Here is a 23,598-nt window from a genome sequence, read left to right as displayed (position 1 = left end):
CCAATCCCATGGCAATAGAAATCCCCAATCCGCCCAAGGTCGGCATGGTCAGCCTCGGCTGCCCCAAGGCGCTCGTAGATTCCGAGCGTATCCTCACGCGCCTGCGTGCCGACGGCTACACCATGAGCGCGGATTATTCCGGCGCCGACGTGGTCCTCGTCAACACCTGCGGTTTCCTTGATTCCGCCAAGGAAGAAAGCCTTGCCGCCATCGGCGAGGCGATCGCCGAAAACGGACGCGTCATCGTGACCGGCTGCATGGGCAACGAGGCCGATGTCATTCGCGCCAAGTTCCCACAGGTCCTCGCCGTCACCGGCGCGCACCAGTATGAGGCGGTCGTCGAGGCCGTCCACGAGGCTGCGCCGCCGGAACTGTCACCTTACGTCGACCTGATCCCGCATGCCTATGACGAGGCCGGCGTGAAGCTGACGCCGCGCCACTACAGCTACCTCAAGATTTCCGAAGGCTGCAACCACGCCTGCTCCTTCTGCATCATCCCGTCGTTGCGCGGCAAGTTGGCAAGCCGGCGCATCGACGCCGTGCTGCGCGAGGCGGAAAAACTGGTTCAGGCCGGAACACGCGAACTGCTGGTCATCAGCCAAGACACCTCGGCCTACGGCGTCGACGTCCGGCACGAAGAACGCATGTGGAAGGACCATTCCGTCCGCACCCACATGACCGACCTCGCGCGCGAACTCGGTCAACTGAGCGATTCGCAGGGCCGCCGTCCCTGGGTGCGCATGCACTACGTCTACCCCTACCCCCACGTCGACGCGGTGATCCCGTTGATGGCGGAAGGGCTCCTGACGCCGTACCTCGACATTCCGTTCCAGCACGCCGCGCCTTCGGTGCTCAAGGCCATGAAGCGCCCCGCCAACGAGGCGAAGGTGCTGGGCCGCCTGCGCAACTGGCGCGAAATCTGCCCGGACATCGCGATCCGCTCCAGCTTTGTCGTCGGTTTCCCCGGCGAAACCGAAGCGGACTTCGAATATCTGCTCGACTGGCTTGAAGAAGCGCAGCTCGACCGGGTCGGCGCGTTTCGCTTCGAGCAAGTGGAAGGCGCAGCCGCCAACAACCTCCCCGGCGCCGTGCCGGAAGAGGTCAAGGAAGAGCGCTACGCCCGCATCATGGAGAAGACCGCCGCGATCAGCGCGGCCAAGCTCCAGGCCAAAGTGGGCCGCAAGCTGCAAGTCATCATCGACGAAATCGGCGATGCAGACGAAGAAGGCGATATCGGCGCAACCGGCCGCTCGCAGGCTGACGCCCCGGAGATCGACGGTAACGTGTTCCTCCGCGATGTCGGCGGCGCCCTACAAGTTGGTGATATCGTTGAAGTTATTGTCGAGGATGCTGACGAGCACGACCTTTATGGCGTGATCGACGCAGCCTGATTTATCACGATGGACGCCTGCTAGTTGCATTCCTTGCAACCCATGTAAAGGTTTTCACATTTGCGGGAATCGTCGGTTTCTCGCATACGGATCAGGCCTTTCAGGCATCCTCTCCCAAAACTTTTATAGGGCTGGTCTTCGGACCGGCCCTTTCTTTTTTGCATTCGCCAAGTCGCTGAGACGGCCTCGCGACGCCGCTCCCGCGCGTCCGCCCACGCGATGTTAAAGTTGCATTACACGCAATGTTGCTAAAGTTTTTCGCATTTGCAGCATAGGCGGCCTTGAGACATAAAGAACGTGCCTTTCAGGCATCCTCTCCCAAAACTTCTCAGGGCTGGTCTTCGGACCGGCCCTTTCTTTTTGGGTGGTTCCGGCATTTTTCGCCCGTCGTCCGCGCTGCAACGCAGCGCCCGGCACTAGCCCCGGGCGCACATTTGTCCTAGCGATGCGGGCATGGCCCCTACGCAGCGAATCTTCACCGCCGCCCTCGTCGTCATCGGCGACGAAATCCTGTCGGGACGCACCCACGACAAGAACATCGCCCAGATCGCAACCTGGCTGCAGATCCAGGGCATCCGCCTCAAGGAAGTGCGCGTGGTGGCCGACGAGCCCGATGCCATCGTCGAGGCTGTGAACACCCTGCGAGCGCGCAACGACTATCTGTTCACCACAGGCGGCATCGGCCCCACCCACGACGACATCACTGTCGACGCCATCGCTCTGGCTTTGGGCGTGCCCGCCATCGTCCACCCCGAGGCGCGGGCGATCCTGGAAAGCTACTACGAGACGCGCGGCGGCCTCACCGAAGCGCGCCTGCGCATGGCGCGTACCCCGGAAGGCGCCACCCTGATCCCCAACCGCTACACCGGCGCACCTGGCATCCGCTGCGGCAATGTCTTCATCATGGCGGGTGTGCCCAGCATCACCGCCGGGATGCTCGATGCGCTTTCCGGTCAGCTCGAAGGCGGCGCGCCTCTCCTGTCCGAGACGGTTGGCTGCTGGGTGGGTGAAAGCGAAGTCGCGCAGCTTCTGGGCGATACCGAAAAGGCCTTCGCCACCTGCCAGATCGGCTCATACCCGTTCTGGGCCGAAGGGCGCACCGGCGCCAACTTCGTGATCCGTTCGGTCAGTGCCGAGGACCTCACCGCATGCAGCCGAGCGCTCATCGATGGGTTGGCTGCGATCGGCAAGCCGGCGGTGCCGGGTGGCATCTGAGCTGCTGTTTGCTCTCGCGGCAATGGCCGGCACTGTGACTGCTACCCCCACGCTTGAGGACTTCGAAGCTACCTTGCGCCGCCATGACAGCGCAACGCTGGCGCTGGAGGAATGGTGCACGATGCGCGGGCTGGCCGATCCGGCACACGTCACTGCGCAAACTCTGGCGAATGGGCATACCCCGCCGCCCACCGACCTTTCCGCCGTGCTCGGCCTCGCCTCGAACGAGGCGTTGGCCATGCGCAATGTCAGGCTGAGCTGCGGCGGCACGGTGCTGTCAGTGGCGTGGAACTGGTATGTCCCTTCGCGCCTCACCGCGCCGATGAACGAGGCGCTGGCCCGCAGCGATGCGCCGTTCGGCAAAGTGGTCGCGCCGCTCGGCTTCCGGCGCAAGGCGATTTCCACGGTGGCGGGCCCGCGGGACAATTGCCCGGCGGACACCATCTCGACCCATCAGGCAATGCTGATGCTGCCCGATGGACGTCCGCTGGCCTATCTCGTGGAATGCTACACGGCGGCCAACCTCGCACCGCTGCGCTAAGGATTGCCGCGCCGTCTCGAATCAGATCCGAGGCGACGCGAAGATCAGGCGGCGACAGCTTCCGTCCCGGCAATCGACGTGCGGTGCATCATGCGGCCTGTCGACTTGTCGTAAGGGATTGCACGGTGCATCGCGCCGGTGTTGTCCCAGATCACGAAGTCCCCCTGGGTCCATTTGTGCCGCAGCGAGAACGCGGGCTGCGCCGCCCATTCCTGCAATCGGATAAGCATCGCGCGCCCGGCCGGCACCTCCATCCCGACAATGTGATCGGCAGTGGTGCCCACGACCATCGACTTGCGTCCGGATTCGTGCGTCCAGACCAGCGGATGTTCCTTGACGAGACCGATGCTAAGCACTCGCTCACGGTGCTTTTCGGGAATGGCGTCAGCGATCGGCGAGAGGCTGGCGCGCACCGAATGGACGGCCTTTAGGCCCTCGAGCGCTTCCTTCTCCTCGTCAGGCAGGCCCTCGTATGCCGCATACGTGCTGGCGAATTCGGTTTCGCCGCCCTTGTCCGGCGCGATGCGACAGGAAAGCAGCGTGGCGAACGGCGGCGGCATGTCCACGGTGATGCCATCCATGTGCCAGAAGAAGGTCCCCAGCACGTATTCCGGCTGCGGGTTGATCTTCTCGTCGAGGGTAACCTGGTAGACGTCGCCGTCGTTGCTCTGGACGTTGTTGCGCGCGGTCAGGCGGATTTTTTCGCCCATCGCATTAGTGATGGCGAGCTGTTCGGCATCAGTCAGGTTCACCTGCGGGAAGACGAGCACGGTGCGCTCCTCCACCTTGGCGCGAATCAGCTTCGCGGCCTCGGGCGTGAACAGGTCGGCGCGGTCATCCCAGAGCACGCGCGAGCCGATGAATTCCTTGATGTCTTCGAAACGAATAGCCATTTGGGCCGCCTCTCCCGGAGGTGTTGCTGAACATATGTACAGCATCGCATTACACCGGATTTCCGCAAGCGTAAACGGTTGGGGGAACGGGATCGCAAGGGCGTGCAAGTCCAGTGCCGGCAGCCAAGTGTGACGCGCAAAAGAAAAGGGCCGGAAAGGTTTCCCCTCCCGGCCCTCAATCTGTTCAGCGGTCCTGAAGGATCAGGCGCCGGTAACCTCGGTGGTGTCGATCTTCAGGCCGGGGCCCATCGACGACGACATCGAGATCTTGCGCAGGTACTTGCCCTTGGCGCCCGACGGCTTGGCCTTGACGATCGCGTCGACGAATGCCGAGAAGTTCTTCGTCAGGTCTTCGTCCGAGAACGACATCTTGCCGATACCGGCGTGGATGATGCCCTGCTTCTCGACGCGGAACTCGATCTGGCCGCCCTTGGCGTCCTTCACGGCCTGCGTCACGTTCGGGGTGACGGTGCCCAGCTTCGGGTTCGGCATCAGGCCCTTGGGGCCCAGCAGCTTACCGAGACGACCCACGACGCCCATCATGTCCGGGGTGGCAATGACGCGGTCGTAGTTGAGGTTGCCGGCCTGCATGTCTTCCATGAGGTCTTCAGCGCCAACCTTGTCGGCACCAGCGGCCAGAGCCTCGGCAGCCTTGTCGCCCTTGGCGAACACGGCAACGCGAACTTCCTTGCCGGTACCGGCGGGAAGCGAAACCATGCCTCGGACCATCTGGTCGGCGTGGCGCGGATCGACGCCCAGGTTCAGCGCGACTTCGATCGTCTCGTCGAACTTGGTGGTCTTGAGGTCACGCAGGGCCTGCAGCGCTTCGCCGACGGCGTAGAGCTTCATGTTGTCGCCCAGCGTTTCGCCCAGGGACTTCTGCTTCTTGGTGGTCTTCATGGATTAGCCCTCCACAACCTGGAGGCCCATCGCGCGAGCGGAGCCTGCAATGATCTTCGTTGCCGCGTCAATGTCGTTGGCATTGAGGTCAGCCATCTTGACCTGAGCGATCTCGGATAGCTGCGACATCTTGATCGTTCCGGCAGACACCTTGCCCGGCTCCTTCGAACCCGACTTCAGGCCGGCGGCCTTCTTAATCAGGAACGTGGCGGGCGGCGTCTTCGTGATGAAGGTGAAGCTGCGATCCGCGTAGACGGTGATGATGGTCGGGATCGGCATGCCGTTCTCGAGTTCCTGCGTGGCGGCGTTGAACGCCTTGCAGAATTCCATGATGTTCACGCCGCGCTGACCCAGCGCCGGACCGATCGGCGGCGACGGGTTGGCCTTGCCGGCCGGAACCTGCAGCTTGATGTAACCTGTAATCTTCTTGGCCATGAGGCCGCTCCTTTTTCACACTGTCGCGCGCCCGAAAGCCGGGAACGCTCATGCCTAGCGGTTATGACGGGCGAACGAGCCGCCCTCCCGCAAGGGAATCACACCGGCGCAAGGCCGGTCCGAAGGGGGCGCCCCTAAACGAAACGCCGGCAAAAGGAAAGAGCGTTCAGGCGGGGCTGATGCCTGACACCGATTTCGCCGTGGACCGGCGCTCCCATCCCGCCCGGATCGCCCGGCGCGCAGGGACTTCGAAGCAGCGATAAATGATGTCGCTCAGGGCCAGGACAACGACGGCATAGGCCAGGATTATCGCCGCCGATTGCCATCCCGTCGTCACCGTTGCCAAGAAAGGGATCACCAGCTTGAGTATTGGAAAATGGATGAGGTAGACGGCATAACTGCGGTCGCCGAGCCAGGCAAGGACGCGCCCACCCATGAAAGGCACCCGCATCGCCAGCAGCAGGGCCGAGGTCCAGGACAGGAAGGATATCGCCAGAAGTCGGCTGGGACCGCCCACGTCGATACACAGGCCCGCGATGAACAGGACGACCAGCAGAACCGCCGGCACCCTGCCCAGTTCGGTTCGCCAGCGCCAGAGCGCCTGGCCGAGGAAAAAGCTGAGCAGGCCGCGTGGGACCCCGTCGCCCGCCCAGGGCGCACCGGGGCGATTCTGGACTATGAAATGCGTTAACGCCACCAGGATCGCAGCGACAGTAACGATGCGCAGGGTCCGGTCGCCGCGCACCGCGCCCAGCACGAACAGCGCATAGCAGACAAGTTCAACCGAGATCGACCAGCTCGGCCCGTTGAACGTGTGCATCGCCGACTCGGCAAACGCCTGCATCATGAACAGATGGGCCACGAACGCCTGCCACGTATTGACGCTTTCGCCGCCCAGCATCACCGCGCAGACGATCAGCGTCAGCAGGTGCAGCGGATAGAGCCGCGCGATCCGCGCCACCGCGAAGTCTTTCATCGCGCTGCGGTCGAGGCGGTTTTCCAGCAGGTAGACGTGCGCGAAGATATAGCCCGAGATCAGGAAAAACAGGTCAACGAAGGTCCAGCCCCAGCTTCGCAGCCAGAGCGCGGCGCCGGGAGCTTGGTCCATGACGCCCGGGTCGAATTCTAGTAGCGGATGGTACAGAAACGCGACCCCGCAGGCCGCCAGGCCGCGAAGGCCGTCGAGCCGGGTCAGCCGCGTTCCCGCCTCGAATGCACCTTGGTCCGTGGGTCTGGTCGCGCTCATGGTGCGAGCCTTGGCATGAACACGGTTAAAAACGCGATAATCGCTTCCCGATCATCCGAAGGAACTCCATATCCGCCGGATCATGGACAAACCCGCGCAGCCCCACGAACTCGACAACCTGATCTGGACCGCGCTGAGCGGCGAGCAGGCACGCTTTTCCATCGGCACGCCGAGGGCGCGGCGCTTCGACCCCGCTATCGGCCCGCTGGCGGCGATGCGCGACCTGTCGGCGCAGAGCCTCGCAGAACTGGGCGAACTCATCCGCGAATCCGGACCGCTGGCGATCATGCAGCCGGGCGAACCGGTGACCGTGCCCGGCGCGGAGATCGTCAATTCGGTCGAGGGCGTGCAGATGGTCTTCACAGGAGACGAGGTTGCCCAAGCCGCAGCCGCAAGTGCTGCCAGCGATCCGCGCCTCACCCCCCTGTCGGAGGTAGACTTCCCGGAAATGCTGGCCCTTGCCAGCCTGACCGCGCCCGGTCCCTTTGCCCAACGGACCGGTAAACTGGGCGCTTTCTGGGGCGTTCGCGAGGACGGGCGCCTGCTGGCCATCGCCGGGCAGCGCCTGCGCACCGGCCGTTACGTGGAAGTCAGCGCCGTGTGCACCCACCCCGATGCGCGCGGGCGCGGCCTTGCCACCGCGTTATCCCTGCGGGTCGTAGCGGCGATACGCAAAGGCGGCCGCACGCCGATCCTGCACAGCTACGCCGACAACAAGGCCGCGCTATCGCTGTACCGCAGACTGGGCTTCGCTCAGCGGATACAAGTGCGCCTGACGCAGTTCGCCCCGCAAGCCTGAAAGACCGCGGGGCGACAGGAAGTTCGGGAAGGCCGGATCAAACCGGCTCCCCCAGAACTTAACCGAATTACTTGCTGAGTTCGACGTGCTCGAATTCGAGTTCGACCGGCGTAGCGCGGCCGAAGATCGACACGGCGACCTTGACGCGGTTCTTGTCGAAGTCGAGTTCTTCCACGATGCCGTTGAAGCTGGCGAAGGGACCGTCGAGGACCTTCACCGAATCGCCGATCTCGTAGTCGATGCTGATCGTCTTCTTCGGTGCGGCGGCGGCGAGTTCGGCGGCGCCGAAGTAGCGCTTGGCCTCGTTCTCGCTGATCGCCTGCGGCTTGCCGCTGGAACCGAGGAAGCCGGTCACCTTGGGGGTGTTCTTCACAAGGTGATAGACGTCGTCGCTAAGATGCAGCTTGGCAAGGACGTAGCCGGGCATGGTCTTGCGCTCGACCTGTACCTTCTTGCCGCGCTTGACTTCGGTGATCGTCTCGGCGGGAACCTGCACGTCCTCGACGAGCTGCGAGAGGCCCATCCGCTCGGCTTCCGAGAGGATGGATTCCTTCACCTTGTTCTCGAAGCCGGAATAAGCGTGGATGATGTACCAGCGGGCCATGGTTGTCTCTTCGTGTCCTAAATCGCGATCACAGGGCCGACAGCAGCGAGCTGACGATCCAACCGAACAGCGCGTCGATACCCAGGAAGAACACAGCGAGAAGCACCGTCATGATGCCGACGAAGATCGCCGTCGTCACCGTCTCCTGGCGCGAGGGCCAATGGATCTTGCGCGCTTCCGCCTGGACCTGGCGCATGAATTCGCCGGGAGTAGTCTTGGCCATCTTACGTCGCTCTCTCGTGTCACTTGCCTGATGCCCGGCGATATGCCGGGCGCGGAAAAATGTCTCGTGTCTTCCGGCTAGGGGCCATCGCCGCCCCGGCCGGGGCCGGGAGGGGCTAGTGAGGTCCGCTTGTCGGAAGGAAACGGGGACTTAGCTTCCGTCTGCCGGATTTGCAAGGTCCACCGCGTTCGGAAGCCGCGCAAGGAACGAGTTTGGCGTCGCATAGACGATCCGCGCACCCTCCGGCACCGCCACCGGCTTCTTCGTACCGATGAACCAGAGGTAGTCGGCATGGCGCGCAGGCTTGAACTTGCGCAGGTCGATCCGCTGGCTCGGCGAGTAGAGAATCCGCTGCGTGGGATCGTTGAAGCGGTAGCGCGTCTCACGCATGGAAAGCATGTGGACGTCGGGCAGCGCGAAGTTGGAATTCTCCATTGCGCTGCGCCGCACGACCGCGAAACTGCCGAAATGCTCGAACGGGCCGAACAGCCACTGGGTACGCGGGATCGCCACCGCAGTCGCCACTCGCGAGCCTTCAGGCACGTGGTCGAGCGCACCGATCAGCTGCTTTGCGGTCTGCCCGTCCTGGAACCAGACCACGCTGGTCACGGCGATGCGGACGCTGAACAGCAGTCCCGCAAGCGCCAGCCCCCAACGCGGCACCGGCCAGTCGATAGCCATGCAGGCCACCATCAATGCGGCGGTGCTGAGACGGTAATCGGCATAGTCGCCGCCGAAAATCTGGCGCGGCACGATCAGCGTGAGGATCAGCAGAATCAATGCCGCCCAGCCCACCCGGCCGTCGAAACGGCGGATCACAAGAGCTGCGGCCACCACTGCCAACACCAGACACAGACTGGTGATGTCCAGCACCTGATCGTAGCTGCGCATCGATTTATAGAGAATGCCCCACTTGTACTCGAGCACACCCCAGCGCCCGTAAGACATCTTGCCGTTGGCGCCCATGCCCAGCAGCATCGGTAGCAGCGGGAAGATCAACGGCCAGGGCTTGAGGAACGGGCGCCAGTCCAGCCAGCTTTGCCGGCGCGACCATTCGTAACCGAACATCAGCACGCCCATCACGCCCCAGCCCGAGACGTGGCAGATCCACACCACGAAGCTGACAGGTATCATCACCGCCCACCGCCAGCGCCAGCCCTCCAGCCTCACCCAGCCGGCGAACGCGAACAGCGCGAAGGCCAGCGAAAGCGAATAGTTGAGGAAGCCCATCAGCAGCGAAGGCGACCAGATCATCGCGAAGGCAAGGATCGCACCCACCCCGATTCGCTTCCTGAGGCTCCATTCGACCGCCATTATCGCCATCCCGCTGAGGAACGGGATTATCGCGACGATGAAACGCCCCGCCTCTTCCAGCCCAAGCAGCGGGGTGAGCGGCACCATCAGCAGTTCGGCGCCGAGGTTTCCGGTTAATTCCCATTTGAATAGGAAATAGCGCGTCAGGAACGGATCGTGCCCGTGGTCAAGCATGATCTTGTACCCGGCAAGGTGCGAGGGATAATCGGTCATCTGCGGGGTCCAGGCCAGCAGAACCGGCAGCATCGCCAGGCAGGACAGCACGAAGCCCATCCACACCGCCTCGTGGCGGGTGCGGCGGTAGCTGTCGCTTACCACCCCGGCTTCGGGCGCGGCCGTTCCGGCCAGTTGCGTTTCAGGATGCGCGCTGGCGTGCATGTGAGACTGGATCTTTCCCCGCTGTACCCAACCCGGCAGCCGCGGCGCCAAGGCATGGGCCACGTCCGAATCGGCGGACGCGTTCTCCTAGTCCTCGCGGTGCAATAGGCAAGGGAATGCAACGCTATCGTGCGCCGCGCCCCGTCGCAATATGCAGCAGACCCCGCGCGGCGTCGGAACCCGAACGGGGCGTTCCCCGAGGGGAATATTATCACGATGTTTGGAAAGATGCTGGCAGGAGTGCACGGACTCGAACCGTGGGCCCTCGGTTTTGGAGACCGATGCTCTACCAACTGAGCTACACTCCTGCGGGCGGGCTGGCCTCTAGATCGACCTGCCGGGGATTACAAGCGATGATTGTGACGGAAAGCCGGTTTGGTCGTTCGGCTACCTCCGAGTACGCGAAAAACACCCTTTCGGCATATGGATTCCCCTCCTCCCCCGCGATCTGCTAGGGCGGGGACGTGCACGCGCCCCGATCCACTCCGATCATTGAGCCCGAACTGCTCATGCTCGCCTATCGCAGCGGGATATTCCCGATGTCGGACAGCCGCGACGACCCGGAAATCTTCTGGATCGAGCCGCGCCTGCGGGCGATCCTCCCGCTGGAGGCGCTGCGCGTATCCCACTCGCTGGCGCGCACCTTACGCCGTGGGCGCTTCACGGTGACCTGCAACGAAGCGTTCTCCAAAGTTATGGACGCTTGTGCCGCGCCGCGCCGGGTCAAGCCCGAGCATGAGGACATCGAGGATGGCGGCAGCTGGATCAGCGAGCGCATCCAGGCCAGCTACGAAAACCTGCATTTCCTGGGCCATGCCCACTCGATCGAGGTCTGGCAGGAAGGCCGGCAAGGGCGCGAACTGGTCGGCGGACTCTACGGCGTCGGCTTCGACCGGGTGTTCTGCGGCGAATCGATGTTCTCACGGGTGAGCGATTCGTCGAAAGTAGCGCTGGCCTGGCTTGTCGCGGCTTTGCGGCGCGGCGGCGCCAGCCTGCTGGACTGTCAGTTCATGACCCCTCACCTCGCCTCGTTGGGCGCGGTGGAAATGCCGCAGAAGCAATATCTGGCCCTGCTCCAGAAGGCGCAGGTCGGGCACGCCTCAGAGCGAGGCGATCACTGGATGACGGGTTCTTCGACCGGCTCAGGTTCGGCGGGAGCCGGAGTTGCGGTGGGGGACGCGCTTGCTGCCGGCGACGGCGTGCTGGCACTGCCCGACGCCTTTTTGGCGCTGCTGGACGACGCGGCGTCTTGCGGGCTCGCCTCTTCGCCTGGGAAGCTCATCGCGCAGGCTTTCACCCAGACGTCGTAGATCGGATGTTCCACGACATTGAGCGACGGCGCATTCTTGAACAGCCAGCCCGAAAAGACCTTGTGCCAGGCCAGTTTCTCAGCCGTGGTGCGCCGTTCCTCGACGAACACCTGAACGAAGGCACCTTCTTCCTGCGGCCGCTCCCAGGGAAGCGACTTCTCGCAAGTCGACACCTTGACGACCAGATTGCCCAGGCGCCGCGATTCGCCCGGCTTCATCACCAGGTCCTGGGTCAGGTTGTTGCGTTTGTTGAGGACGCCGATCGTGACCACGCGGTCCTTGTTGGGCGTGCCGATCTGAGCGCCGCGGGCCGCTTGCGCTGGCCCGGCCTGCATCCCGGCGATAGCGTCGGGAACGCCGGTGTCCTGCGCTTCGGGAGCGGGTTCACCGCTGCCGCAGGCCGCGAGGACTGACAGCAGCGAGATCGCGACAAGACCCTTCACCCGAATCACAGGCCTCGCCCTCAGGCGTCCGGGGACCAGGCTTCGTAATCGCCGGTGGCGGCAGCCCGGCGTCCACCACGCTCCAGCGCGCCCTGCGGACGGTAAGCCGAAACGGTGCCGGTGGCGTTGGGGGTATAGTCCACTTCCCAGATGCGCGGCGCCGGCAGATGGCTTTCGGGCACGCCGTCATAAGAATGGTGCAGCCAGCCGTGCCATTCGGAAGGGACGTTGCTGGCATCGTTGGCGCCGACGTAGATCACCCAGCGGCGCTCATAGCCCTCGGTCGTCCTGACCTTGGCGCTCTTGGAACGAAAATACTTGTTCCCTTGCGCGTCGGTGCCGACTTGCTCGCCGTTACGCGCGCTCCAGAGCGAGGTGCCGATGGTGGCGCCGTCCCACCAGGTGAAGATATTGGACAGGATTCCCATGAGCCGCGCGTTAGCCTCTCTGCCCCCCCTAAGGCAAGCGCATTGAGGCGTCTTCCGGCGCGAACTGCGCTTATCCGGTTGCAGTGCAACGATTCTCGTCCGCACCGAGAAACCGCAGGCAGGAACACGCCGGACGAGCCTTGCGCAGACGTCCTTGCGATACATGGCGCCAAGCCCGGAAACGCGGCCATTTTGAAGGCAGGCGGACTGGACAGCGGGGCCAACATGAGTCAGGCTTCAACTTGGGTAATGCCGGGCAAACACCAATGCGGTTTGCGGCATTCGTGTCGGTGGGGGAATATTTCGTCATGCGCCATCTGTTCGCCGCGATAGCCTGTCTGCTCGCCGGCCTCATGGCCCCGGCCGCCGGCGCAGACCCTGCGCCGCTGCCACATCTTGGCACCGATGCGCAGCGGACCTCGGTGTCGGGCCTGTCCTCGGGCGGTTTCATGGCGGTGCAATATGCCGCCGCCTTTTCGAAAAGCACCATCGGCGCAGGGATTGTCGCAGGCGGACCTTATGGCTGCGGGGTGCTCGGCGCAGTGGACGCCCTCGCCTGCATGGCCGGTTCCGGGCTTTCGCCTGCAGGCTCCTACTCACTTGCGCTCAATTATCAGGCGTTCGGGTTGATTGATCCGCTGCCCAACACCGCCCGCCAGCGAATTTATCTTTTCCACGGCACGGCCGACACCACGGTTTCGGCCGCGACCATGGCAGCGCTGCGCCAGTTCTACCTCGACCTAAAAGTGCCTGAGGCGAACATCGCCTATGTCTCGGCCATGGGCGCGAACCACGCTTTCATTTCGGATGAGACCGGCAACGGCTGCAAAGTGCTGGCCGCCCCGTTCATCAACAAGTGCAAGCAGGGCCGCCGCCTCTACGATCAGCCCGCTGCCATCCTGAAGCAGATCTTCGGCGACCCGCCAGCTGTGGGCAACCAACTTGCCGGCGATCCGATCGCTTTCAACCAGTCACCGTTCCGCGCGCCGCTGTCGAGCTTCGACGATACGGGCTACCTCTATGTGCCCGCCCGCTGCCGCGAGGCCGCCGCGCATTGTCCGGTCCACGTCGTGTTCCACGGCTGCGAACAAGGCGCGGGAACGGTGGGAGACGCGGTGTACCGCCAGCTTGGCTATAACGGCTGGGCCGAAATCTACGGCCTCGTCATGCTGTACCCGCAAATGGCGAAAAGCCAGCTGATGCCGATGAATCCCAACGGCTGCTGGGACTGGTGGGGCTACGACGGCAAGGGGCCCGGCACGTTCCTGACGCGCTACGGCACCCAGCTTTCCGCCGTCAATGCGATGGTTGCCGAACTGGCCAAGCCTGCCGACTAGCAGGCCCGGGGTCCGGCAGGCGCCTTACCAGCTGACCTTGTCGCCCGCCTTGATACCCAGCTGCGCGGCGCGCCCGCCATTGAGTTCGAGCACGCCCGAAGTCACGCCGTCTGCCGGCAGCGGCGTTTCATCATAAGGCACCGCGTTCGCCGCGATGTTCAGAATGCGGTGATCGGTGCCGATGAATATGATGTCGAGCGGGATCACCGTGTTGCGCATCCAGAAGGCTGCGCGGCGCGGCGGGTTGTTGACGAAGATCATGCCCTCGTCCGCGCCCATCTGCGTGCGGAACATCAGGCCCTTGGCCTGTTCCTGCGCGGTGGTGGCGACTTCCACCTTGAAGGCGTGGGCGCCGCTCTGCGACTTCACCTTCAGGGGAATGATCCGCAGGCCTGATTCCGGGTGAACCGCCGCCTGCGTGGCCGCTGGCTTGGCATCGGCGTCCGCGCCGCCCTGCGAACAGGCGGCAAAGGCGAAAAGGAAGGCTGCGGCAAAAGTGCTGCGTGTCAGGCGCATTCAATCGTCTCCGAATTCCGACTCGCCCCACTCTTCGAGCGCGTCGGCATCGTCGCTCTCGACGATCCGGCGTGCGATGTCGAGCGGGTGCCCGGCCCGCAGCATGGCCGCGAGTTGTTTGTCGCGCAGCTTTGGATCGCCCTCGCTGTCGCCGCGCTGAACCGCGAAAGGGCCGAAGCGCCGCCGCCGAGCCAGCACCAGCGCGGCGCGGCGCTGCTCGCCCAGCCCCGGCCGCTGCTCCGCACGCAAATCCTCGTTCACGCCCGCCTGGCCCAGCGCCTCGCCCACGCGCCGCGCACCATAGCCGCGCCGCAGCAGGCTGCCCGCCTTCATCTTTGCCCACGCTGCATCGTCAACATAGCCCTTCTCGGCATAGCGCCCGACCAGTTCCTCCAGCGCTCCGAACACTTCGCCGCCGCCATGTTCGCCATCGCCGTCCCAGCCCCGTTCACGCGCCTTGCGCTGGAGATAAAGGCGCAGCTTGGCTTGCGTCGTCGCGAAACGCGCGACATAGGCCAGCGCCAGTTCCTCCAGGCGGGTCTGGTTCAAAGGTGGTGGGCCCTTGCGGCCTTCATTGCGACGCTTGTCAGACATGTTGCCCTATTCGTGCCACACTCGGCTCGGATTGGGGAGAGTGCGCAAGACCGTAAAGGGACGCATCATAGCTATCTACGGTTCAGGAACGATTGCGTAGAAGCGCCGGTCTTGCGAAGTTAATGGTATAACAACAACAGGTTAGAAAACATGGCCGACACCATCAGCTTGGTGCCAAATACGGGTCAGGCACTTACACCGACCCCGAACGAAGACGTGCTGGAGCGCCGCTTCGCCGACTTCGCCACATTCGGCGATGCCCTGGATTATGCCGCAACCGGCCAGCGTGGATTCAATTTCCACGATCCGCGCGGCACCCTTACCCGCGTCTATCCCTATAGCGAACTGCGCGAAGATGCGATCAAGGTCGCCCATGCGCTGATCGCGCGCGGCGTTAAGAAGGACGACCGCGTCGCCCTCATCGCCGAAACCGGGGTGGACTTCGCAGCCCTGTTCTGCGGCGCCGTCTATGCCGGCGCCTGGCCGGTGCCGCTGCCCCTGCCCACCAGCTTCGGCGGCAAGGACAACTACATCGACCAGCTCTGCGTCCAGCTTGCCAGTTCGGACCCGATCTTGTTGATCGGCCCCGACGAAATCGCCGCGATGACCAGCGTTGCCGCCGAGCGTCAGGGCTGCAACCATGCAACCTGGAATGACTTCACCGCCAAGGACGCCCCCGTGGTCGACCTGCCGAAGTCCGACCCGGACGACATCTGCTACCTGCAGTATTCCAGCGGCTCGACCCGCTTCCCCCACGGCGTCGCGGTTACGCACCGTTCGCTGCTGTCAAACCTGGCCAGCCACAGCCATGGCATGGAATTTCAGCCGAGCGACCGCTGCGTTTCCTGGCTGCCCTGGTATCACGACATGGGCCTGGTCGGCTGCTTCCTGTCGATGATCGCCAACCAGGTCTCGACCGACTATCTCAAGACCGAGGATTTCGCACGCCGTCCGCTGGCATGGCTTGACCTCATCACCCGCAACCAAGGGACGACGGCTTCGTACTCGCCGACCTTCGGCTACGACATCTGCGCACGCCGCATCTCCAGCCAGACCGCCGTGGGCGACCGGTTCGACCTGTCGCGCTGGCGCATCGCCGGCAACGGCGCCGACATGATTCGCCCCGACGTGATGCAGAGCTTCGTCAACGCCTTTGCTGATGCGGGCTTCAAGGCATCTGCGTTCCTGCCCAGCTACGGCCTTGCCGAAGCGACCCTGGCTGTCACCATCATGCCGCCGGGCGAAGGCATCCGCGTCGAACTGGTCGAGGAAGAGCGTCTGTCGGGCAGCCCCCGCGACCTATCACGCCCTGCTCGCTACCGCGCCATCGTCAACTGCGGTAAGCCCGTGCGCGACATGGAAGTAGTGATCCGGGGCGAAGACGATAATACGATCGGCGACCACCAGATCGGCAAGGTCTGGTGCCGCGGCACCAGCGTCATGCACTCCTACTTCCGCGACCCCGAGGCAACCGCCGCCTGCATGGTCGATGGCTGGCTGGACACCGGCGACATGGGGTACATGGCGCAAGGCTACCTGTTCATCGTCGGCCGCGCGAAGGACATGATCATCATCAACGGCAAGAACCACTGGCCCCAGGATATCGAATGGGCCGTGGAACAGCTGCCGGGCTTCAACCACGGCGATATCGCCGCCTTCTCGGTGGAGATGGACAATGGCGAGGAAACCCCCGCCGTGCTTGTCCACTGCCGCGTCTCCGACCCGGTCAAGCGCCTCGAACTGCACGAGATGATCCGCGACAAGGTGCGCTCGATCACCGGCATGAACTGTGTGGTCGAACTGATCCCGCCCAAGAGCCTGCCGCGCACCAGTTCGGGCAAGCTCAGCCGCGCCAAGGCGAAGAAGCTGTACCTCTCGGGTGAAATCGAGCCGTTCAACCTCGCCGCCTGAAGCAGCGCTGAAACATTAAAAAAGGCAGGGGACCGGCGCGGTTCCCTGCCTTTTTCGTTGTTCAGGCCGGGGCCTCCTCGTCCTCCCACTGCGGCATCGGCGGCAGCGCCAGTAACAGCGCGCCGCCCAGCGCGCAGGCGATGGCGCCGGCCCAGAGGAATGGCTCGTAATTACCCGTGGCATCATAGACCTTGCCCGCGATCCAGGGTCCCAGCCCCGAAGCCAGCGCGACCAGCGCCGACATTAGCCCGTAGATCATCCCGAAGTTGCGCATCCCCGCGTAGCCTGCGGTGAGAAACGCTGTGATCTGCGTCTTGGAGCCCGCTGCATAGCCGTTGATGACCAGCGCGATGATGAGCGCAGGCATCGAATCGAGCCACCAGATCAGAACCGCGAAAGTTACCGAAGTGACACCCATCGTCAGGCTGCCTGTCCAGTTGGGCCGGAACCTGTCGAGCAGCGCGCCGGTCACCAGCTTGCCGATGATGCCGGCGATCCCGCCCAGCGAAAGCAGCCACGCCGCATGGCCGCGCGGTACCCCGGCCTCGGTCAGGATCGGAAACAGGTGCATGGCGAGGCCGATAGTCATCATCATAACTACGAACGAGGACACCGCGACCTGCCACAATGCCGCGCTGCGTAGCGCCTCTCGCTTGTGAAGGCCGGGCAGGACAACAACGGGGCTGGCCGCCCCGCCCGCTTTTTCCGCCTTCGCCCTACGGTCGTGCGCGTCGGTCAGGAACAGCCAGCACAGCAGCAGCGTGACCCCGCCCCAGCCAAGGCCGAACCATACGTAGGCCGCCCGCCAGCCGAAGCTCTCGATCAGGAAGTTACCCAGCGGCGGCACCAGGGTCTGCGCGATGGCTGGGCCGGTAACGGCGAGGCCAAGCGCCAACCCCCTGCCCTTATTGAAGGCGCCGGCAACGGCGGTGGTCCAGATCGTCGACTTTATGCTGGTGAGGATGAAACCGAAGACGATCCACATCATCACCCACTGCGCTTTGGAGCAGCTGGCGAAGGAGAACATGCAGGTCGCCGCCATAGTCACTGCCACGCCGGGCAGGCCAAGCCGGCGCGAACCGAAGCGGTCGATCAGCGCACCATAAAAAGGCGAAAGCAGCGCCGTGACCGCAGTGGCGATCGCCGGCCCCATCGACAGGGTAGCGCGGTCCCAGCCAAATTCACGTTCCAGCGGCTCAATGAACAGGCCCGTCGCGGAGAGCAGGACCGAAAAGAATGAAAACCCCGCCATCGCCGCCACGACGATCGGCCAGCCGCGTTGCCATTCCTGCAGGTTGCCGCCGGCCTTGCTCCCGATCCCCATATGCCTCTCCTCTTGCCGGGAGACACTAAGGCAATCGCCGTGATCGCCAACCGCTAGGGCGATGCTGGTGAAACGCTACTAAATCTCGCGGTGCAGTTCCAGATAATCGCTGGGGATGCGTAGCGCCTTGGCTGCAACTTGCGTCTCTCGCAGGAACATCACCAGCGCGATCAACAGCAGCACGATCGAGGCAAGGAACGTCATCGCCGCGGCCGTATGCCAGTCAGACCCGCTCAATCCCGAGAGGAACAGGATGGCCACGGTCACGCCGATCGCCAGGCCCGACAGCACCATCATGCGCACCGCATGGGTAATCAGCGTCATCCGCTGGTGAACGAGACGCAGTTCGCTCACGATCATGTCGTGCTGCGGTCCCTCCGTGGACCCGTGACGTTCCTGCAGCGTTCGAGCGCGGTCAACCACCCGGCCAAGCCGCGTCGAGAGGATGTTGAGGATATTGCCAATGGCCACCAGCACGAAGACCGGGGTCAGTGCCAGTTGGATGGTCTGGACAATCATGCCATCTCTCATGCAGCCTTACGCTCCGCCTGCACAGCCCCTGGCGAGCAGACAGATGCCGTTATCCGCAAAGCGCACGTCGGCAAGGCTGGCGGCGATGGCGCAGCCGCCCGGCGCGATGGCCTCGCCGCCGACTTCGACCTCACCCTCGCGCGGGATCACCAGCAGCGCCGCTGGATAGCGCGCGGCGACCTCCGGCGAAGGGGCGCCTGCAACGTGATCAAGCAGGAACAGCGGACCGTCCACCAATTGCTGCGATCCGTGCGGGGCCACGGTCTTGTGCCACCGGTCCAGCGCGTACCGCTCGCCCGTCGATACCGCCACGCCGTCATCCAGATGCAGTTCGCGCGGGCGGCCATAGTCGTAGAGGCGGTAGGTGATGTCACTGTTCTGCTGCACCTCGATCAGGCCCACCCCCGCGCCGATGGCGTGAACGGTGTTGGCCGGAATGTAGAAGAAATCGCCGGGTGTAACATCGTGCCAGGTCAGCAGGTGCTCGATCGAACCGTCGAGCGCCGCTGCGCGCATCGCCGCTTCGTCCAGATCGCCGTCAAAGCCGATGCCCAGTTTCGCCCCCGGCTCGGCGGCGATGATGAGCCAGCACTCTTCCTTGCCCTGACGCCCGATGCCCTTGGCGATCGTCTGCGCGTCGGAGGGATGAACCTGCACCGACAGCGCTTCACTGGTGAAGATGTACTTCACCAACAGATCCGGCAGAGCGGCGGGCGGCTCGAACCAGATCTCACCGATGCGGATGCCTTCAGGCGCCGTGAAAGGCGCAGGCAGCACGTCCTTGCCCCAGGGTTTTTCTACCTGGCGGGTCGGCAGCGCTGCGCGGGCCGCACTCACTGGTTTACGGCCCCCGACAGCTTGCCGACCTTCTGGACGCCCGCGACCGTGGTAATCATAATGTCGTCGCCGTCGACGACGACGATCACGTCCTCCAGCCCGATCACCGATACGCGCGGACCATCGCTGTCGACCAGCACATTGCGGCAGTCGACCAGTTCGGCTGCGCCTGCACCGCGCACCGAATTGCCGCTCTCGTCGCTTGGCAGCGCCTCATAGAGTGCATGCCAGTTGCCGATGTCTGACCAATTCATGTCGGCGGGCACCATCGCCGCGCGGGCGGTGTTTTCCATCACCGCATAGTCGACCGAATCGCTGGGCACTGCGGCGAAGGCTTGCGCATCGGGATGGAAGCGCTGGCCATCCTCGCTGCCCTTGGCGACCGCTGCGGCCACGCCGGCGGCAATCTGCGGACGGTGCGCTTCCAGTTCGGCCAGGAAGTCCTTGACGCGGAATGCGAAGATGCCGCCATTCCAGGCATAGATACCTTCGGCGAGGAATGCCTTCGCGCGTTCCAGGTCCGGCTTCTCGACGAACTGGGCGGTACGAAAGGCGGTGTCCGAAATCGCCTCGCCGCGCTTGAGATAGCCGAAACCGGTCTCGGGCGCGGTCGCCTCGATGCCGAACGATACGAGCCATCCCTCTTGCGCCAGATCGGCCGCCGCGCAGGCTGCCACGGCGAAAGCATCCGCATTGCCGATGTGGTGGTCGCTGGGGCAGACCAGCATCACCGCGTCCTCGGGCAGACGGCAGGCGGCCAGCGCGATGGCAGCGGCGGTATTGCGCGCGGAAGGCTCGACGATGACCTGCGCGCCGTCGATCATACCAAGCTGCGCTTCGACATGGGCAAGATGCTGGCGCCCCGTCACCACGACCGGCGGCGCGAAGCCGCCGGTGGCCGGGCACCGCGCCAGCGCCGCTTCGAACAGGGTATTGTCCCCGACCAGAGGCAGGAACGGCTTGGGCATCGAGGCCCGGCTGCGCGGCCAGAGGCGCGTGCCGCTGCCTCCGCAAAGGATCACGGGAACGATGGTGGGCATGAAGTCTTTCGCTCGTCAGGTGACGCTTGAGATGCACCCGGTCATAAACCCTGCTTGCTGCGATGCAACGTTACAGGTTGTTCAGAGCTTCAATAAAACCATCTCTGACGCCAGCGATAGACCGCTTCTATGGGTGTTCCCTTAGGGCCTAACGCGGGGTCGAAGCGGAAGCGTTTGGTCGCAAGCGTGCAGGTAATCCCGTCCGCCTGCGAATCGGGACTGGGCTGAACCACGCGGCAGCCCGTGACCCGCCCGTCAGCGCCCACGGACAGGTCTATGACCACCGAAGCGCCGATGCGCAGTTCCCGGCTGGCGCGCGGATAGTCTTTTGCCGAGTTGATCTCGCCGGCAATCTTGACGGTGGGCTTGCCCGTTCCGCCGCCGCCAGCGCCGGTCCCCGCCCCGCCGGCCCCGGTGCCTTTGGCAATACCTGATGCACCCGTTCCATCGCCCTGACCGCTGGCGCCTGATGCGTTTTCCTCTCCCTTTCCTGCGACCTGCGGCGCCTGTGTCGGTCTGACGACCGCTGCCGCGCGAGGTGCTGCCACTTCGCGCGCAGCGGCCTTTGGTGCTGGTGCTCCAGCCGCCCCTTCTTCCTTCGGCGCAGCGCGTCGGGGAGCGATCGTCGGCGAAGGCTCTGGATCGGGCGCCAGCGGCGGCTCTACGCTAACGGTGAAGGCCTGGGTAACCGCGCGTACTGCTTCAGCGGCGATGTCCGGGGTAAATGCGCGGATCAACCCGGCAACCAGCACGAGGTGGATCAGCAGCACAACCGCCGCTGCGCCCCAGCGCGGCCGTCGATCGGGACGGAATTGGAACCGCGTCATGCACACCAGATCGCACAAGCTGGTAATCGGGCGCAACCTCTGCCGAAAGAGGACCGTCCTTAACAAGCCAGGATCGGGTTGCAAATGCCCCCTGTTGTCAAACGCCCTCGGTGTGAGGCATCCTCTCTGCAAGGCGGAACCAGACGATGACCATCACCATCACAGCCTTCCAACGCTCCCCCGATCGCGGACAAGGACTGGCGCGCGACATGGCCGTTCGCTGGGCGCTCGAAGAAGCGGGCTTGGCTTACGAGGTCCGCCTCGTTTCGTTCGAGGCAATGAAACAACCGCCGCACCGGACGGCGAACCCCTTCGGCCAGATTCCCACTTACGAAGAAGGCGAACTGACCTTGTTCGAATCCGGCGCCATCGTACTTCACATCGCTTGCCGGCATGCAGGCCTGCTGCCGGATGATGCCGATGCCCGCGCCCGCGCAGTCACCTGGATGTTCGCCGCGCTGAGCACGGTGGAGCCGCCCATCGTCGAGCGCTCGATGGCCGTGATCTTCGAAAGCGACAGGCCATGGGCCACCGAGCGACTGCGCGCTATCGATGCCCGTATACGCACGCGGCTGCATGAACTGGCCGACCGGCTGGGCGATGCGGAGTGGCTGGACGGCGCATTCAGTGCGGGCGACCTGCTGATGGTCGCGGTGCTGCGTAGGCTCCGCAGTTCGGGCATGTTGGAAGACTATCCCGGAGTGCATGCCTATGTCGCACGCGGAGAAGCGCGGCCCGCCTTCCAGCGCGCCTTCGCGGACCAGCTGGCCGTCTTTAACGCCGCACCGCCGGCCGGCTGAAACGAAAAGGGGCCGGCGCTTTCACGCCGACCCCTCAATTCGTAGCGAAGAATCCTCAGATCAGAACGCGAGCGCCTTGACCGTCTTCACGCCGGGCAGTGCACGTGCCTGCTCCAGCACGTCGGCGGCAACCGGCGTGTCGACCGAGAGCAAAAGCACTGCCTCGCCGCCGGTGGTGCGGCGACCGAGGTTGAAGGTGCCGATGTTGATACCCTGCTCGCCCATCAGGGTGCCGATGCGGCCGATAAAGCCAGGGGCGTCCTCGTTGACGATATAGAGCATCGAGCCGTCCAGCTCTGCCTCGACCTTGATGCCGAACATCTCGACCAGGCGCGGCTCGACGTTGTTGAACAGGGTGCCGGCGACCGAACGCTCGCCCGCTTCGGTCTTCACCGAAACGCGGATCAGCGTGTGGTAGTCACCCTCGCGCTCGGTCTTCACTTCGCGCACTTCGAGGCCGCGTTCCTTGGCGAGGAACGGTGCGTTGACCATGTTCACGGTGTCCGACTGGACGCGCAGGAAACCGGCGAGAACGGCGGCAGTGATCGGCTTCTGGTTCAGTTCGGCAGCGGCGCCTTCGACATGGATCGAGATGCGCGGCACCGAATCGACGGTCAGCTGGCCGACCATCGAGCCGAGCACTTCGGCCAGCTTCATGTAGGGCTTGAGCTTGGGGGCTTCCTCGGCGCTCAGCGAAGGCATGTTGAGCGCGTTGGTGACGCCGCCGTTGACCAGGAAGTCGGCCATCTGTTCGGCCACCTGAAGCGCCACGTTGACCTGCGCTTCAGTTGTCGATGCGCCCAGGTGCGGAGTGCAGATGAAGTTCGGGGTGCCGAACAGCGGCGAATCCTTGGCCGGCTCGGTCTGGAACACGTCGAGGGCAGCGCCCGCGATGTGGCCCGAATCGAGGCCAGCCTTGAGCGCCGCCTCGTCGATCAGGCCGCCGCGTGCGCAGTTGACGATCCGAACGCCCTTCTTGGTCTTGGCCAGATTCTCGGCAGAGAGGATATTGCGGGTCTGGTCGGTAAGCGGGGTGTGCAGGGTGATGAAGTCGGCGCGGGCCAGCAGCGTTTCCAGATCGGCCTTCTCGACGCCCATTTCCACGGCGCGCTCGGGCGTCAGGAACGGGTCGAAAGCGATGACCTTCATGCGCAGGCCAAGGGCGCGGCTGGCGACGATCGAGCCGATGTTGCCGGCGCCGATGAGGCCCAGCGTCTTGCCGGTGACTTCAACGCCCATGAAGCCGTTCTTGGGCCACAGGCCCGCCTGGGTCTGGGCATTGGCTTCCGGCAGCTGGCGGGCCAGTGCGAAGATCAGCGCGATGGCGTGCTCGGCGGTGGTGATCGAGTTGCCGAACGGGGTGTTCATCACCACCACGCCCTGCGACGAGGCAGCGGGAATATCGACGTTGTCGACGCCGATGCCGGCGCGGCCGATGACCTTGAGGTTCTTCGCGGCGGCAAGCATTTCCTTGGTCACGCGGGTGGACGAGCGGATGGCGAGTCCATCGTACTCACCGATGCGGGCGATCTGCTGCTCGGCGTTCTCGCCGGTGATGACGTCGACATCGCAGCCCATTTCCGCGAAGATGCGGGCTGCGTTGGGGTCCATCTTGTCGGAAATGAGAACTTTGGGCTTGGTCATGGGAATTGTTCCTTGGCTCGTCGCCCCCGCTGCTACTCGCGTCGATATGCGCGGGAGCGGGGAAGGAAGCGCGGCGCCCGTCTGCACGGGCGCGCGCCGTTTCATGCGTGAAAGTAG

24 protein-coding genes, 1 tRNA gene and 1 pseudogene are annotated in these 23,598 nt (G+C 64.2%); 8 read left to right on the top strand and 18 right to left on the bottom strand.

Annotation, left to right across the window (positions count from 1 at the left end; all coding sequences use genetic code 11):
* Nucleotides 1-8 precede the first annotated feature (8 nt).
* From rimO to TQ38_RS06115, 3 genes are all read left to right on the top strand, one after another.
* Nucleotides 9-1,391 (top strand): 30S ribosomal protein S12 methylthiotransferase RimO, encoded by a 1,383-nt coding sequence (gene rimO, locus TQ38_RS06125; RefSeq protein ID WP_043976360.1) that lies wholly within the window; start codon nt 9-11, stop codon nt 1,389-1,391.
* A 453-nt stretch (nt 1,392-1,844) separates the two neighbouring features.
* Complete coding sequence (locus TQ38_RS06120) at nt 1,845-2,606, top strand: molybdopterin-binding protein (RefSeq protein ID WP_043976362.1); 762 nt, start codon at nt 1,845-1,847, stop codon at nt 2,604-2,606.
* Nucleotides 2,596-3,147, top strand: a complete 552-nt coding sequence (locus TQ38_RS06115) for a hypothetical protein (RefSeq protein ID WP_052505788.1) — start codon at nt 2,596-2,598, stop codon at nt 3,145-3,147. The genes TQ38_RS06120 and TQ38_RS06115 overlap by 11 nt, the downstream gene beginning before the upstream one ends.
* A gap of 44 nt (nt 3,148-3,191) precedes the next feature.
* Here the strand turns inward: TQ38_RS06115 and TQ38_RS06110 are convergent, their stop codons facing one another.
* From TQ38_RS06110 to TQ38_RS06095, 4 genes are all read right to left on the bottom strand, one after another.
* Entirely contained in the window at nt 3,192-4,040 is an 849-nt protein-coding gene (locus TQ38_RS06110; RefSeq protein ID WP_043976364.1) for a TauD/TfdA family dioxygenase, read from the bottom strand.
* 201 nt (nt 4,041-4,241) lie between these two features.
* Entirely contained in the window at nt 4,242-4,940 is a 699-nt protein-coding gene (gene rplA, locus TQ38_RS06105; RefSeq protein ID WP_043976366.1) for a 50S ribosomal protein L1, read from the bottom strand.
* Between the two features lie 3 nt (nt 4,941-4,943).
* Complete coding sequence (rplK, locus tag TQ38_RS06100) at nt 4,944-5,375, bottom strand: 50S ribosomal protein L11 (protein ID WP_007684062.1); 432 nt, start codon at nt 5,373-5,375, stop codon at nt 4,944-4,946.
* Between the two features lie 166 nt (nt 5,376-5,541).
* A complete protein-coding gene (locus TQ38_RS06095; RefSeq protein ID WP_043976369.1) occupies nt 5,542-6,621 on the bottom strand; it encodes an acyltransferase in 1,080 nt (359 codons plus the stop codon).
* Between the two features lie 82 nt (nt 6,622-6,703).
* On the opposite strand from TQ38_RS06095, the gene TQ38_RS06090 reads away from it, so the two are divergent.
* Nucleotides 6,704-7,420, top strand: a complete 717-nt coding sequence (locus TQ38_RS06090; protein WP_043976372.1) for a GNAT family N-acetyltransferase — start codon at nt 6,704-6,706, stop codon at nt 7,418-7,420.
* Nucleotides 7,421-7,487: 67 nt separating this feature from the next.
* Here the strand turns inward: TQ38_RS06090 and nusG are convergent, their stop codons facing one another.
* From nusG to TQ38_RS06070, 4 genes are all read right to left on the bottom strand, one after another.
* Nucleotides 7,488-8,024: a transcription termination/antitermination protein NusG gene (nusG, locus tag TQ38_RS06085; protein ID WP_043976375.1), complete on the bottom strand. Its 537-nt coding sequence runs from the start codon at nt 8,022-8,024 to the stop codon at nt 7,488-7,490.
* Nucleotides 8,025-8,052: 28 nt separating this feature from the next.
* Entirely contained in the window at nt 8,053-8,247 is a 195-nt protein-coding gene (gene secE / locus TQ38_RS06080; protein WP_043976377.1) for a preprotein translocase subunit SecE, read from the bottom strand.
* A gap of 150 nt (nt 8,248-8,397) precedes the next feature.
* Nucleotides 8,398-9,939, bottom strand: coding sequence for a hypothetical protein (locus tag TQ38_RS06075; protein ID WP_205316080.1), 1,542 nt, complete (start codon nt 9,937-9,939; stop codon nt 8,398-8,400).
* A 232-nt stretch (nt 9,940-10,171) separates the two neighbouring features.
* A tRNA-Trp gene (locus TQ38_RS06070) sits at nt 10,172-10,247 on the bottom strand.
* A gap of 156 nt (nt 10,248-10,403) precedes the next feature.
* On the opposite strand from TQ38_RS06070, the gene aat reads away from it, so the two are divergent.
* Complete coding sequence (gene aat / locus TQ38_RS06065; RefSeq protein ID WP_205316079.1) at nt 10,404-11,249, top strand: leucyl/phenylalanyl-tRNA--protein transferase; 846 nt, start codon at nt 10,404-10,406, stop codon at nt 11,247-11,249.
* 35 nt (nt 11,250-11,284) lie between these two features.
* On the opposite strand, the pseudogene TQ38_RS30850 reads toward aat, so the two are convergent.
* A pseudogene (locus TQ38_RS30850) lies at nt 11,285-11,467 on the bottom strand (DUF2155 domain-containing protein); the annotation flags it as partial.
* Between the two features lie 245 nt (nt 11,468-11,712).
* Nucleotides 11,713-12,120 carry an NADH:ubiquinone oxidoreductase subunit NDUFA12 gene (locus tag TQ38_RS06055; RefSeq protein WP_043976378.1) on the bottom strand — a complete coding sequence of 136 codons (408 nt, stop codon included), beginning with the start codon at nt 12,118-12,120 and terminating at the stop codon, nt 11,713-11,715.
* A 308-nt stretch (nt 12,121-12,428) separates the two neighbouring features.
* On the opposite strand from TQ38_RS06055, the gene TQ38_RS06050 reads away from it, so the two are divergent.
* Complete coding sequence (locus TQ38_RS06050) at nt 12,429-13,457, top strand: PHB depolymerase family esterase (protein WP_052505795.1); 1,029 nt, start codon at nt 12,429-12,431, stop codon at nt 13,455-13,457.
* 24 nt (nt 13,458-13,481) lie between these two features.
* On the opposite strand, the gene TQ38_RS06045 is transcribed toward TQ38_RS06050, so the two are convergent.
* Both TQ38_RS06045 and TQ38_RS06040 read right to left on the bottom strand, forming a co-directional pair.
* Nucleotides 13,482-13,973, bottom strand: coding sequence for a DUF192 domain-containing protein (locus TQ38_RS06045; protein WP_043976380.1), 492 nt, complete (start codon nt 13,971-13,973; stop codon nt 13,482-13,484).
* Entirely contained in the window at nt 13,974-14,567 is a 594-nt protein-coding gene (locus TQ38_RS06040) for a regulatory protein RecX (protein WP_113941890.1), read from the bottom strand.
* Nucleotides 14,568-14,717: 150 nt separating this feature from the next.
* Between TQ38_RS06040 and TQ38_RS06035 the strand changes: the two genes are divergently transcribed.
* Nucleotides 14,718-16,478, top strand: coding sequence for a fatty acyl-AMP ligase (locus TQ38_RS06035; protein WP_043976383.1), 1,761 nt, complete (start codon nt 14,718-14,720; stop codon nt 16,476-16,478).
* A gap of 61 nt (nt 16,479-16,539) precedes the next feature.
* Here the strand turns inward: TQ38_RS06035 and TQ38_RS06030 are convergent, their stop codons facing one another.
* The 5 genes from TQ38_RS06030 to TQ38_RS06010 form a co-directional block, all read right to left on the bottom strand.
* Nucleotides 16,540-17,802, bottom strand: coding sequence for an MFS transporter (locus TQ38_RS06030; protein ID WP_043976385.1), 1,263 nt, complete (start codon nt 17,800-17,802; stop codon nt 16,540-16,542).
* A 78-nt stretch (nt 17,803-17,880) separates the two neighbouring features.
* On the bottom strand, nt 17,881-18,321 hold the full coding sequence (locus TQ38_RS06025) for a DUF2721 domain-containing protein (protein ID WP_043976387.1): 441 nt from the start codon (nt 18,319-18,321) through the stop codon (nt 17,881-17,883).
* Between the two features lie 18 nt (nt 18,322-18,339).
* Nucleotides 18,340-19,170 (bottom strand): class I mannose-6-phosphate isomerase, encoded by an 831-nt coding sequence (locus TQ38_RS06020; RefSeq protein ID WP_043976389.1) that lies wholly within the window; start codon nt 19,168-19,170, stop codon nt 18,340-18,342.
* Nucleotides 19,167-20,210, bottom strand: a complete 1,044-nt coding sequence (locus TQ38_RS06015; RefSeq protein WP_043976391.1) for a mannose-1-phosphate guanylyltransferase — start codon at nt 20,208-20,210, stop codon at nt 19,167-19,169. Before TQ38_RS06015 ends, TQ38_RS06020 begins: the two co-directional genes overlap by 4 nt.
* Nucleotides 20,211-20,299: 89 nt before the next feature.
* A complete protein-coding gene (locus tag TQ38_RS06010; RefSeq protein ID WP_052505790.1) occupies nt 20,300-21,037 on the bottom strand; it encodes a TonB family protein in 738 nt (245 codons plus the stop codon).
* Between the two features lie 146 nt (nt 21,038-21,183).
* Between TQ38_RS06010 and TQ38_RS06005 the strand changes: the two genes are divergently transcribed.
* A complete protein-coding gene (locus TQ38_RS06005) occupies nt 21,184-21,837 on the top strand; it encodes a glutathione S-transferase family protein (RefSeq protein ID WP_043976392.1) in 654 nt (217 codons plus the stop codon).
* 60 nt (nt 21,838-21,897) lie between these two features.
* Here TQ38_RS06005 and serA read toward each other — a convergent pair whose 3' ends face one another.
* Complete coding sequence (gene serA / locus TQ38_RS06000; protein ID WP_043976394.1) at nt 21,898-23,481, bottom strand: phosphoglycerate dehydrogenase; 1,584 nt, start codon at nt 23,479-23,481, stop codon at nt 21,898-21,900.
* Between the last annotated feature and the right edge of the window lie 117 nt (nt 23,482-23,598).

This window comes from Novosphingobium sp. P6W, from assembly GCF_000876675.2.
Lineage (GTDB): Bacteria > Pseudomonadota > Alphaproteobacteria > Sphingomonadales > Sphingomonadaceae > Novosphingobium.
The sequence above is the reverse complement of the archived record's forward strand: the minus strand, read 5'-3'. Positions and strand labels throughout refer to the sequence as shown.